The organism is Arthrobacter alpinus (assembly GCF_001445575.1).
In the GTDB taxonomy this organism is placed as follows: domain Bacteria; phylum Actinomycetota; class Actinomycetes; order Actinomycetales; family Micrococcaceae; genus Specibacter; species Specibacter alpinus_C.
In genome coordinates this window covers 1,671,389-1,683,888 of record NZ_CP013200.1, presented here as the reverse complement: position 1 = coordinate 1,683,888, position 12,500 = coordinate 1,671,389, and the positions used below count along the sequence as shown (strand labels likewise).

10 protein-coding genes, 2 pseudogenes and 1 riboswitch are annotated in these 12,500 nt (G+C 62.3%); of the genes and pseudogenes, 9 read left to right on the top strand and 3 right to left on the bottom strand.

Annotation, left to right across the window (positions count from 1 at the left end; all coding sequences use genetic code 11):
* Positions 1-11: 11 nt before the first annotated feature.
* From AS189_RS07440 to AS189_RS07405, 8 genes and pseudogenes are all read left to right on the top strand, one after another.
* Positions 12-526 (top strand): annotated as a pseudogene (locus tag AS189_RS07440) (DoxX family protein).
* Positions 527-532: 6 nt separating this feature from the next.
* Positions 533-1,882 (top strand): 3-phosphoshikimate 1-carboxyvinyltransferase, encoded by a 1,350-nt coding sequence (gene aroA, locus AS189_RS07435; RefSeq protein WP_062287049.1) that lies wholly within the window; start codon positions 533-535, stop codon positions 1,880-1,882.
* Between the two features lie 3 nt (positions 1,883-1,885).
* Positions 1,886-3,003: pseudogene (rsgA, locus tag AS189_RS07430) on the top strand (ribosome small subunit-dependent GTPase A).
* Between the two features lie 237 nt (positions 3,004-3,240).
* Complete coding sequence (gene hisN / locus AS189_RS07425; RefSeq protein ID WP_062287047.1) at positions 3,241-4,056, top strand: histidinol-phosphatase; 816 nt, start codon at positions 3,241-3,243, stop codon at positions 4,054-4,056.
* Between the two features lie 242 nt (positions 4,057-4,298).
* Positions 4,299-4,412, top strand: a riboswitch (SAM riboswitch).
* Between the two features lie 43 nt (positions 4,413-4,455).
* Entirely contained in the window at positions 4,456-5,868 is a 1,413-nt protein-coding gene (locus tag AS189_RS07420; RefSeq protein WP_062287045.1) for an aminotransferase class V-fold PLP-dependent enzyme, read from the top strand.
* Positions 5,869-6,062: 194 nt separating this feature from the next.
* Positions 6,063-6,833, top strand: a complete 771-nt coding sequence (locus AS189_RS07415) for a class I SAM-dependent methyltransferase (protein WP_062287043.1) — start codon at positions 6,063-6,065, stop codon at positions 6,831-6,833.
* A 103-nt stretch (positions 6,834-6,936) separates the two neighbouring features.
* Complete coding sequence (locus AS189_RS07410) at positions 6,937-8,187, top strand: Nramp family divalent metal transporter (RefSeq protein WP_062287041.1); 1,251 nt, start codon at positions 6,937-6,939, stop codon at positions 8,185-8,187.
* Positions 8,188-8,204: 17 nt separating this feature from the next.
* Positions 8,205-8,957 carry a metal-dependent transcriptional regulator gene (locus tag AS189_RS07405; protein WP_062287039.1) on the top strand — a complete coding sequence of 251 codons (753 nt, stop codon included), beginning with the start codon at positions 8,205-8,207 and terminating at the stop codon, positions 8,955-8,957.
* A 94-nt stretch (positions 8,958-9,051) separates the two neighbouring features.
* Here the strand turns inward: AS189_RS07405 and AS189_RS07400 are convergent, their stop codons facing one another.
* The 3 genes from AS189_RS07400 to AS189_RS07390 form a co-directional block, all read right to left on the bottom strand.
* The gene (locus AS189_RS07400; RefSeq protein ID WP_062287037.1) at positions 9,052-9,642 is read right to left on the bottom strand and encodes a YrdB family protein; all 591 of its coding nucleotides are present in this window, start codon (positions 9,640-9,642) and stop codon (positions 9,052-9,054) included.
* A 63-nt stretch (positions 9,643-9,705) separates the two neighbouring features.
* Positions 9,706-11,364: an AMP-binding protein gene (locus tag AS189_RS07395; RefSeq protein WP_062293205.1), complete on the bottom strand. Its 1,659-nt coding sequence runs from the start codon at positions 11,362-11,364 to the stop codon at positions 9,706-9,708.
* A gap of 77 nt (positions 11,365-11,441) precedes the next feature.
* A complete protein-coding gene (locus AS189_RS07390) occupies positions 11,442-11,741 on the bottom strand; it encodes a DUF4193 domain-containing protein (protein WP_062287035.1) in 300 nt (99 codons plus the stop codon).
* 303 nt (positions 11,742-12,044) lie between these two features.
* On the opposite strand from AS189_RS07390, the gene AS189_RS07385 reads away from it, so the two are divergent.
* On the top strand, positions 12,045-12,437 hold the full coding sequence (locus tag AS189_RS07385) for a hypothetical protein (RefSeq protein ID WP_062293202.1): 393 nt from the start codon (positions 12,045-12,047) through the stop codon (positions 12,435-12,437).
* Positions 12,438-12,500 lie beyond the last annotated feature (63 nt).

Below are 12,500 nucleotides of genomic sequence, written 5' to 3'. Positions count from 1 at the left end.
AGGAGGCCTCCTTGACCATTGTTCGCGCCCTTGCCCGCCCTATGCTGGCGTCATCATTCATCTTTGCCGGCTTGGACCGGTTGCGTCACGCCGATGAGACAGCCACACAGCTGTCCGCGGTTCTGCGTCCGATTAGCTCCGCCCTGCCCATAGAAGCCAGCGAGAAAACCCTCGCCCGCGTGCTGGCCGGCGCCCAGGTTGGGGCCGGCGTCTTGCTGGCAGCCGGCAAGTTTTCCCGGCCCGCCGCCGTCGTCCTTACGCTGACCGCCGGACTGAACACAGTGGTGGAGTACCGCAACGCGAACACAGACACCAAGGAGAACCGCTCCCACCGCCGCAACCAGCTGACCAAAACATTGGTCTGATTGGCGGCGCGCTGCTGGCCAGTGTTGATACCGCTGGGCGCCCTGGCCTGGCCTGGCGCACCGAAAAGCTGCTCGCGAGCGGCAAAAAGAGTGCCAAGACCCAATTGAAGAATGCGGACAAGCAGGTCCGCGCCCTTGCCCACGATGTGACAGGACAGTAAGAATTCATGACCAGCGCCCATTGGCCCGCACCGTTTTCCGCAACACCCTTGGATGCCACCGTCACCATTCCGGCATCCAAATCGCTGACCAATAGGTATCTTGTGCTCGCAGCCATCGCCAATGGTGAATCCCGGCTGCGCGCGCCGCTGCAATCCCGCGATTCCGACCTCATGATCGGCGCCCTGCGTGCTCTGGGCGCCGGCATCACCGAGGTTCCCGGTAGCGGCAACGTCCCGGATTTGCTGGTCACCCCCATCCCTGCTGACTTCTCGGCGCCTAGCGAGGGCATCGTGGTGGACTGCGGCTTGGCCGGCACTGTCATGCGCTTTGTGCCGCCGCTGGCCGCGCTGATTTCCGGCGCTGTGACGTTCGACGGCGACCCCGGAGCTTTGGTGCGTCCCATGGCTCCCATTGTGGCCGGGTTGGCAGGGCTTGGGGTACGTGTCGAGGACGGCGAGGATGGCTTCTTGCCGTTTACCGTCCACGGCACCGGCGGCGTGGACGGTGGGCATGTGCAGATTGATGCAGGCGCATCCTCGCAGTTCATTTCTGCCATTTTGCTGGTCGCCGCACGTTTTAGAACACCGCTGCACCTGGAGCACATTGGCGAGTCTGTCCCCAGCGTCGACCACATTTCCATGACCGTTGAAATTCTGCGGTCCATGGGTGTTGCCGTGGACGATTCCACCCCCAAGCATTGGATCGTGGAGCCCGCTACCCTTGCGGCCTTTGATGTTTCCCTTGAACAGGATCTGTCCAATGCGGGTCCGTTCCTGGCTGCTGCGTTGGCCACCCGGGGCACTGTGCGCATCCCCAACTGGCCCACCAACACCACTCAGGTGGGAGATAAGTGGCGCGAAATTCTTCCCCAGTTCGGTGCCACCGTGACGCTTGAAGATGGTGTGTTGACGGTGACCGGCGGTGCGCAAATCCGTGGCGTGGATATTTCCGACACCTCTGAACTGGCACCGTCCACTGCGGCCATCTGCGCCTTGGCGTCAACGCCGTCGCGCCTTCGTGGAATCTCACATTTACGTGGCCATGAGACGGACCGCTTGGCCGCTCTTGTTGCAGAGATCAACACTCTGGGCGGCAACGCCGAAGAGACCGAGGATGGGCTGATTATCAACCCCGCTCCCCTGCATGCTGGCGTATTCCACAGCTACCATGACCACCGTATGGCCACGGCCGGCGCCATTATTGGACTGGCTGTTCCCGGCATTGAAGTGGAAAACATTGGCACCACGGCAAAGACCATGCCGGAATTCCCGGCCATGTGGGCACAAATGGTCGCTCAAACGGCCGAACCATCCCCTGGGGCGGACCCCACTGCGGCGGTTGAAGCAGAGGCGTAGAACATGGCACGGGATTACAGTAACTGGGACGAATCAGACGTACGCGTACGAGCCAACAAGAAAGGCAGCCGTCCGCGCACCAAGGACCGGCCAGCACATGAAGACGCCGTCATTGGCCGCATCATCACGGTTGACCGCGGCCGTTACACAGCAATCGTGGATGAGAATCTGCCCACGCAGCGCATCCTGATTGCCGCCCGAGCCAGGGAACTACGCCGTAACCCGGTGGTGGCCGGGGACTTCGTGGCACTGGTGGGAGATACCACCGGCAAACCCGATTCCCTCGCCCGGCTGGTTCGCATTCAGGAACGCCGCACGCTCTTGCGCCGCAGTGCCGACGACACCGATCCTGTGGAGCGGGCCGTTGTAGCCAACGCAGACCAGCTGGTTATTGTGGTGGCTGCCGCCAACCCGGAACCTCGTACCGGCTTCATTGACCGCGCCCTCGTGGCTGCTTATGACTCCGGGATCGCCCCTTGTTGCTCATCACCAAGACCGATATCAAAGACCCTTCCGAGCTGCTGGCCAACTACGAGCACCTCGACATGACTGTCATCATCAGCCGCACGGCTGCGGATGGCGCCTCCGGCATTGATGCCCGCAGCGACGACGGCGATTCCGCACTCTTGGCTGGCGGCGCCGTGGAACAGCTCCATGGTTACCTGGACGGCAAGGTCAGCGTTCTGGTGGGCCACTCCGGTGTGGGAAAGTCCACCATGGTCAACGCCCTGACCGGTTCTCAGCGTGCCACCGGCGGCGTCAATGCTGTTACTGGCCGCGGTCGCCATACTTCTTCATCGGCGCTGGCACTGAAGCTGCAGGATGCGCAGCCTGGCTCGTGGATCATCGACACCCCGGGTATCCGCTCCTTCGGTCTGGCACACGTGGACCCCGACCGGATCTTGCAGGCTTTCCCCGATCTGCAGCCCGGCACCGAGGACTGCGAACGCGGATGCAAGCATGACAGCGCCGCGGTCAACTGCAGCTTGGACCCTTACGTGGCCGCCGGGCACGCGGGCGACGCCGGACCGGCCCGCCTTGCGTCGTTACGCCGCCTCCTGGGCACGAGCGACCGCACCGAAGGCCGTGCCGCCGAGAAGGAACTGGGCATCATCGAATAATCCCCACCGCAGGCCTTCCTCCTGCCGGCCGTCCGCATGACGTTCGGGTCGTCTGCACTATGCGCACAACTCGCCCCGGGTTCTGCGCATAGGTCTTTATGCTCGCCACATACTGCGAGTCCCGCGCATAACTTTCGGCCCGAGAACTTATGCGCAGCACTCGCGGTCAGCGCTGCGCATAAGTTCACGAAAGTGGCGCTGACAGCTGTTGGAGCTAAATCACGATAGCGTGAACATATGACGACCCCACCCCAGACGTACAACGATGACCTCCGCCTGGCCCATGTCCTGGCTGACAGCGTGGACTCACTGACCATGTCCCGCTTCAAGGCCTTGGATTTGACCGTTGAGACCAAGCCGGATCTGACACCAGTCACCGATGCCGACAAGGCCGCCGAGGAATCCATCCGCAGCCAGCTGGCTCGGGTTCGCCCGCGCGATGCGGTGCTGGGCGAGGAGTTTGGCAGCAGCGGCCACGGATCCCGGCGCTGGATCATCGACCCCATTGACGGGACCAAGAACTTTGTCCGCGGCGTCCCGGTCTGGGCAACGTTGATTGCTCTGGTTGACGACGGCGTCCCCGTGGTTGGGCTGGTCAGTGCACCTGCGCTGGGCAAGCGTTGGTGGGCGGCGCAGGGAACGGGCGCCTACATGGGCAAATCGCTCGCCGCTGCCACCCGCATCCGCGTCTCCAACGTGGCCGAACTCAAGGACGCCTCGCTGTCCTACTCATCGCTGACAGGCTGGAAGGAACGTGGCAACCGCGACGAGTTCATCTCCCTCACCGACGATGTCTGGCGTACCCGTGCCTACGGCGATTTCTGGTCGTACTGCATGGTTGCCGAGGGCAGCGTGGACATCGCCTGCGAGCCCGAACTGAACCTCTACGACATGGCCGCCCTGGTCCCGATTGTGCAGGAAGCCGGCGGCCGCTTCACCTCTCTCGAAGGCGCCGAAGGCCCGTTCGGCGGCAACGCCTTGGCCACCAACTCCATCTTGCACACGGAAGTTTTGCAGCGCCTGAACCCGAATTGGGATGACCTGCTGGGCTAATCCCCAACTCCTCCCGCTCGCAAGCTCGCGGCGGGTCCCTCGCGGCTGTGGGCCCAAGTGACTGGGAAGTTGTGGGCCCACCCAACGGCTGCGGATCCACGCACATAACACAGATGAGTTAAGAACGACGGCGGCCTCCCGCCGTCGTTCTTTGTTTCCCCGGCCGCAGCGCTTGCCAAGGTTTGCGAAACGAAACGTAATAGATGCACCAGCAAAAATCTTGGGTTACTCTTTTGGGCATAGGTCACGAGTGCCAGCGCTAAACCCCGGTTTGCTGGCCGGCAACCCTCCTTTCGCGGCGGGGTGCCCCGGGTGACGACCTGGCCAGACCTGTTCGGTCATGGCAAGCGCGGACTTCTTGGCACCCCCAAAAGGTCCAAGGTGACAAAGGAATTTCTCATGAGCACTGCCGTTTTGGACCAAACCCAACTTGCTGACGCACCCCTTTTGCCGGTGGTAGGTCAGGATCTATCCGCTCCCCTGATCCAGGGCGGGCACGTGCGGTACGCAAATCTGGACTACGCAGCCTCGGCCCCGGCCATCGAAGAGGTTGCCGCGCACCTGAACGAGGTCCTGCCGTACTACGCGAGCGTGCACCGCGGGGCCGGATTCGCCTCGCAAGTCAGCACCTCGGTCTATGAAAATGCGCGGAAGATCGTGGCCAACTTTGTCGGCGCCCGTGACGATGACACGGTCATTTTCACCCGCAACACCACCGATTCGCTGAACCTATTGGCCGGCTGCGTGGAGTCGCTCCTGAAGCAGCGCGGCTACGCCGAGGGCCGTTCCAACGTCCACGGCGAGGTGCTGTATCTGGACATTGAGCACCACGCGAACCTGCTGCCTTGGCAAGCACTCCCCCACCGATCCGTGGTGGCCGCCAGTTCCATCGCCTCCACACTGGCCCGTGTGGAGACGCAGCTGCGGGCCGGCAATGTGCTGCTGCTGGCCGTCACCGGAGCCTCCAATGTCACTGGCGAGGTGCTCCCCGTGGCGGAACTGGCCGCTCTTGCGCATCGCTACGGCGCCCGGATCGTGGTTGATGCCGCCCAGCTGGCTCCCCACCGCCGCATCAACGTGGCCGAAACCGGCATTGACTACGTGGCCTTCTCTGGACACAAGTTGTACGCTCCTTTCGGCGCGGGGGTTCTGGTGGGACGCTCCGACTGGCTCGACGCCGGTCACCCGCACCTTGCCGGCGGCGGGGCCGTGAAGGATGTCCGGCTCGAGTCGATCATCTGGGCGCAGGGGCCTGCCCGTCACGAGGGCGGCACCCCGAACGTGCTGGGTGCCGCAACCCTCGCCAAGGCGGCCACGGTCTTGTCCGCCTTGGACGCCGACGACTGGCACAACCATGAGCAGAGCTTGCGCGCCCATCTCGTGGCCGGGCTCAACGAGGTCGACGGCGTCACTGTCCACTCGCTGTTCGAGGACGCCCACACGCATCCGGAGTGCGGCAGCATAGGTGTTGTAAATTTCTCGGTCACAGGGTACGACGCCGGATTGGTCGCCGCCTATCTCTCGGCTGAACATGGCGTTGGGGTCCGTGACGGCAAATTCTGCGCCCACCCGCTGCTGAACCGTCTGGGCTTGCCGGCCGGCTCACTACGGGCGAGCTTTGGGGTGGGGTCACAGTTGGAAGATGCCCGGCGCCTGATTACTGGTGTCCAGGCGTTGTTGCGTGACGGTCTGGGCTGGGATTACGTAGTAGATGCCGGCCGCTGGGTCCCCGTGAATGATGACCGCAGCTACCCGCAGTGGGCGCCGAACACCCCAGGTACCGCCGGCGCGGCCCCCTGCACCACGGACTAATCCGCCTACCTCCCGCCCCATACCGCCGCGAAAGGTGAGTAGTTGCTAATGTTGCGCCCGAACATTAGCAACTACTCACCTTTCGCGGCGGCGGAGCGCGGGCGGGAGGGTCACGGTCCGGCGGAGCGCGGGCGGGAGGGTCTCAAGGGGCGGTAAGGTTGAACCGCATTATCGGGACAATCTTCAGGAGCACCATGGCAGGCACCGGCGGTCCGGTCTTTGACGCGCAGCGTCGCCAACACATGGCCACGGCCTTCCTTGTGGGCGGGAATCACTATCACAAGGTGCGCCCCGGTTACCCGCAGGAGTCGCTGAGCTGGCTCGAGGATTCTAGCCCCCGCCCAGTCCACGACGCCGTCGATATTGGCGCTGGCACCGGTAAATACACCCAGCTTTTGGCACAGCGCCAATGGAGCATCACTGCCGTGGACCCGTCAGCAGACATGCTGGCCCAACTTGCCGCAGACCTCCCAGCGGCCACGACCATGGTCGGCACCGCGGAAAGTCTCGAGCTGTCAGCGGAATCCATGGACCTGGCTGTGGTTGCCCAGGCGTGGCATTGGTGCGACCCGCTCGCCGCAAGCACCGAAATCGCTCGCGTTCTGCGTCCCGGTGGCGTACTCGGGCTGGTATGGAACCAGCTCGACGTCGGACTTCCCTGGGTCCATCGATTGGCGCGGATCATGCATGCTGGCGATGTCCACAAGCCTGACTTTCGCCCCACCATTGGCCCCGAGTTCACCGCGGCAGAGGCCCAGGAAACACACTGGGCTCAGCAACTCACACCGGAGGGCATCATGGAGCTGACCAAGTCACGCAGCTACTACTTGAAAGCCAATGAGCAGGTGCGGGACAAGGTCATGAGCAATCTGCGTTGGTACCTCTTTGAGCACCTGGGCCACACCCCTGGCGAAGCGATGGAATTGCCCTACACCTCCCAAACATGGCGGGCCACGAAACGCTAGCGGCGCCGCAACATTGCCCAGGTGCACTCGACAATGTTCCACCGTGCCCCTATTATTTCGGTATGCCTAAATATTGGTTTTAGGCATATCGAAAGGTGGAGTTTTGCTCGATACAGCCAAGGTCAAGGCAGCCCGCCAACCACGCGGCGGCTTTTTACTGCTGCTCGGTCCGGCCTTCGTGGCGGCAATTGCCTACGTGGATCCCGGCAATGTCGCCGCCAACCTCACCTCCGGTGCCAGCTACGGATACCTGCTGGTTTGGGTCCTGGTGGCAGCCAACATCATGGCCATGTTGGTCCAGTATCAGTCTGCCAAACTGGGCGTAGTGACCGGGAAATCACTCCCGCAGCATCTGGGCGAACGCTACACCACCACCCACCGCCGGTTGTACTGGCTCCAAGCTGAACTCGTGGCGATGGCCACCGACCTTGCCGAGGTGGTGGGCGGCGCCATCGCCCTGTATTTGCTGTTCCACATCCCGCTGCCACTGGGCGGGTTGATCGTGGGCATTGCCTCCATGGCGTTGCTGAGTGTGCAAAACCGGCGGGGCCAACGCCACTTTGAATCCGTCATCATTTTCCTGCTGATCATCATCACCATCGGATTCCTTGCGGGCCTGGTACTCAGCCCACCCGATCCCGCCGGAGTCGCCGGCGGGCTGATCCCCCGCTTCGACGGCGCCAACAGCATTCTGCTTGCCGCGGGGATGCTGGGCGCCACAGTCATGCCGCACGCCATCTACCTCCACTCACAATTGGCCAATGATCGCCACCCCGACGCCCGGAGCACCCCGGAAAAGCTCAAGCGAATCATCAAGGCCACTCGCGTTGATGTGGTGCTGGCATTGATACTGGCCGGCGCAGTCAATATCGGCATGCTGCTACTGGCAGCGTCAACCCTGAACGGGGTCTCCGGAACCGACAGCATTGAAGGCGCCCATGCGGCCGTGGTGGACAGCCTGGGCCCGGTCATTGGTGTGGTGTTTGCCGTGGGTCTGCTGGCCTCGGGCCTAGCCTCCACCTCGGTGGGCGCTTACGCCGGAGCCACCATCATGCACGGGCTCCTCAAGGTGCGCATCCCGTTGCTGACCCGCCGGGTAATCAGCCTGATTCCGGCCATTATCCTGCTCTCAGCGGGCGTGGATCCAACATGGGCGCTGATTGTTAGCCAGATCGTCCTGAGTTTCGGCATCCCCTTCGCACTTATACCGCTCCTGCGGCTGACCGCCAGCAAGAAAATCATGGGCGTGCACCGCGACGGCGTCCCGCTCCGCGTGGCTGCGTTGATCAGCGTAGTCCTCATCGTTGCTCTGAACGCGCTCCTCCTGTGGCTGACATTCACTGGGCAGGCCTAGCGGGTAGGCTGGAGGACGTGAAACACACTGCCACTTCTTCCAGCATCGAAGACTACGTCAAGGTCATTTATGCCTTCACCGAATGGCAGGACAAGCCCATCACCTCCTCGGTGCTGGCTACCCGGCTCGGCGTTGCCAACTCATCAGTTTCGGAAATGGTGCGCAAGCTCAAGGATCTGGGTCTTGTTGATCACGAGCCTTACAGCCCCATCCACTTGACCGCTCAGGGCCTCTCCCTGGCCCTGTCCATGGTGCGCCGGCACAGGCTTTTGGAGACGTATTTGGTCCAGGAGCTGGGCTACACCTGGGACGAGGTGCATGACGAAGCCGAGCAACTCGAACACGCTGTCTCCGATCACTTCATCGAACGCATGAGCGCCAAGCTCGGCCATCCTGTGCGCGACCCGCACGGCGACCCCATTCCCGACGCCCACGGCAACATCACCATGGTCCCCTCGCACCGCCTCGATGAGCTAGATCCCGGCCATGCCGGTCGTATTAGCCGCATCAGCGATCACGATCCCGAGCTTCTGCGCCACCTTGAATCACTGGGCATCGGCCTAGATACTCAACTCACGGTGGTGGGCAGGCCGCGCTTCGGTGCCGGTCTGCAGGTACGTCTGGACCTCTCAGGGAACGACGCCGGTCCCCAGACTTTGGGCGATGAAGTTGCGGCCTCGCTGTGGTTGGCATCCGTGGGCAGCCACACTGAATGTACGGTGCAGGAACTCACCGGAGGCTCGCTCATGAGCCCACACTCAGTACAGTAGCCTCCACTCAGCACAGTAGCTTCAGGGCCCCAGCTCAGGACACGAGATTCAAGACAGCAAGCTCAGCACACTGAACGTGGCGCCCTGGCGTTGCTCAGCGGGCTTGGCGGGCCACATATCCTGAGGCAGCAAAATACCCCACGGAGAAGACGGCCATCAGGGTGCCCAAGACCGCGGCGTTGGCGCCAAACAGGGCCACGGCTGCCAGCAAGAAAAGCGCTGTGGCAACCCAGAGGACCACGGCCGGCTTGAGACGCCGTTCGCTTCGGGGCGCAAGAAATACTCCCCACAAGACCACCACGATGGCAGGAACACCAATACCCAGGACCATGTCCCACGGGCTTTCCTGCCTGAATCCCCAGAAGACAAAAGCAGCCAGCATGGCCACTTCTAGGGCAAAGCCCAGTACTCCAAGACCCGCAGTAATAGCTGGACCCTTTCCAACTGCTCCTGCGGCCCGCCTGCGAGCAGGCGGCGCAGTAACAGGCGGAGCAGTAATGGGCGGAGCCACGGGCAGGCCCGCAACAGCCGGGGCCTCAACAACCTGGCTCTCAACAGCCGGGGTCTCGACAACCGGTGTAGCAACAGCCATGCCCGAAACAGCCGGCGTATCGACGACCTGGATTTCAGACGCCTGAGCCGACTCAGTGCTGGCCTGAGTACCTACTGTGGTGCTATTTTCCACGCTCGTCCTGTTCCCCGCGCTTGTCATGGCTTTGCTGGCTGTGCTTGGCCTGGTCGCTGTCCGTCACGCCTGGTCCGTCATGGCTGCACGATCCTTGCGCAAGATAAACCGTTGGACCTTACCGCTGGGCGTTTTGGGAAGTTCGTCCACAAAATGAATGCGCCGAGGATAAGCATGGGCAGCGAATTTCGTCTTGACGAGTTGCTGCAGCTCAACGGCCAAAGCTTCAGGATCGGACACCGGTTCGTGTAACACCACGAAGGCTTCCAGGACCTCGCCACGGATTTCGTCTGGTGTGCCAATGACGGCTGCTTCAGCAACGGCCGGATGCGTCACCAGCACAGATTCCACGTCGAAGGGACCAATGCGGTAGCCAGCCATGATGATGACATCGTCATCGCGCGAGGAGAAATAAATGCAGCCCTCGGCGTCGCGTCTGCCAGCGTCCCCGGTGACGTACCAAACGCCGTCGGCCGTGAAGCGTTCAGCGGTTTTCTCCGGCGCATCAACATAGGAGGTGAACCACATGAAGGGGCTATCCGCCACCTTGATGGCCACTCGCCCGGTCACCATGTCCGGGGCTGGTGTGTCGGATTCGTTGGACAACACCTCAACGCTCCAACCCGGCAGCGCCCGCCCCATCGAACCAGGCCGCAGCGGCTCGCGCAGACCATCAGCCCACGCGTTGCCAGCCACCATACCGTGCTCGGTCTGTCCGTAGTGGTCACGGACCTCGACGCCCAACACCTCGCGCCCCCAATCGATAACGTCCGGAGTCAGCGGCTCGCCGGCACTGGAGGCCCGGCGCAGCGTGTGGCCTTGGCCGGCCGTGGAGCCTGCTCGCAAGGATCGGTACACCGTGGGCGCCGCAGCAAAGTTAGTGACCGAAAATTTGTCCATCACGGCCCAGACCAGAGAGGCGTCAAAGCCTGCGGTAAGGAGCAATGAGCGCTGTCCGGCGGCCATGGGAGCCAGCAGCGCATAGTACAGTCCATAGGCCCAACCCGGATCAGCCATGTTCCAGAAAACATCCGCTTCGCGGACGTCCAAGCCAAATTCGAGGTACCCAACAAAAGAGGCCACTGCCGCCAGCGGAATGGGCACGCCCTTGGGAGGGCCGGTGGTTCCGGAGGTGAACAATTGGACTAGGGGGCCGGCACCGCCTACGGCGACGGATCCGGCGTCGTAAATATCAGTCAACGGGGCAAGACCGGAATACGCCCCGATCCCGGCGACCATCTCCGCCAGCGAGTGATCGTAACCGAAAGCATCACCGCGGGCCACAATGACAGGGCGGGAGGCGTCGGTGGGAATCTCCCCGGGAGGGGTCAGCTTGCGGCGCTGATCGGCGTCGCAAATAATCAGACGCGCGCCGCTGGCCTGAAGGCGGAAATCAATGGCGTCATGGGCGAAGGCCGTGAACAGCGGAACATTCACAGCACCCAGGCGCCAGATGCCCAGCAATGCAACAACCAATTCGGCCGACTTGCCCATGAGGGTGGCCACGTGATCTCCGGGCCGCACGCCCAAGGAGGACAAAGCGGCGGCGAACCGCATGGATTTCTCCCGCAGTTCGCCGTAACTGATGTCCACCGATTCCAGGTTGGCGTCAATGACCGTGAAAGCAATGTCGCCAGCGGGATGCCGATCGCAGAGCAGCACCGCGGCATTGGCTTCGGGGCCAGAGAAGGCGCCTAACAGTTCCTGCACACGTTCGGTCATGATCCGCACCAAGCTTTCCTCGAAGTCCGCCGTTAAGCGCAGCGCTTCATTGAAAAGCGCTGCATAGCGAGCGTACTTTAGCCTTCACAGTCCTTGCAGAAGAACATGCCGTTCTTTTCGCGGGCAACCTGGCTGCGGTGGCGAACCAAGAAGCAGGAAGAACAGGTGAATTCGTCATCCTGTGCAGGAATGACCTGAACCACCAACTCTTCGTTGGAGAGGTCGGCGCCAGGCAGATCCATGCCTTCGGCCGTGTCTGAATCTTCGACGTCAATATGCGCCGTCTGTGCACCGCCACGCTGAACCTGGAGCGCCTGAAGCGACTCTGTCTCGTGGTCTTCGTCCTTGTTGCGGGGTGCGTCGTAATCCGTTGCCATGCGGTTTTCAAACTCCTGAGGTGCTCGTGGTATTGGCGGGGTGTTTCAGCGCCCCATACTAGCCCTACAAGGCCGGATTTGGGCTCTAAATTCCCTGATGTTTTCCCACAGCATAGGGGATGGTGCGCAAATTTGTTGTATTCCCGGCGAATTTCTTGGAAATCTTCTCCCCCACTCCCTCTAATTGTGGCCATTCTCACCGTCGGCGAGCCGCCCCTCCACCCCCTACAGGGCCCCCGCAGCACTGACAAGGGGCATCAGGAATCGCCAGCACGGACGCTTCACCCTATTCTTGATAACACCATGGCAAACAACTCTTCCTCGCACTCCTCACTGAACCGCCGGCAAGTGGCCCAGGCCCTGAACATTCCGCCGGAAATGGCTGCCCGCAACGGCATCCCCTCGCGCATGAGTGCTTCCGAGGTTGCCGCCCTTGACGCCAACCCGCCTGCTTGGCTCGCCCAGTCGCGCGCCAACGCCACGGGCAAGCGCCCCATCTGGGTGGATCTGCGCTGTTACCTCTGCGACTTCCTCGAGGTAGCACGGCCCAAGAAGTGGTGGCCGGAATTCACCTACGTGATTTGCGATTTCCATGAGAACTCCGAGCTGCCTGATCCGCAGGCCGGGTGGCGGCGCAGCGAGTACGACGGCGTGGGCTCGCGTTTCCGTGGCATCGTCGATTCGCAGGATGACTAGGCAAGTAACTGTGCCCGTTGTGGAGTGTTTCCCTGCCACAATCACCTTTGACACCTTTGGCGT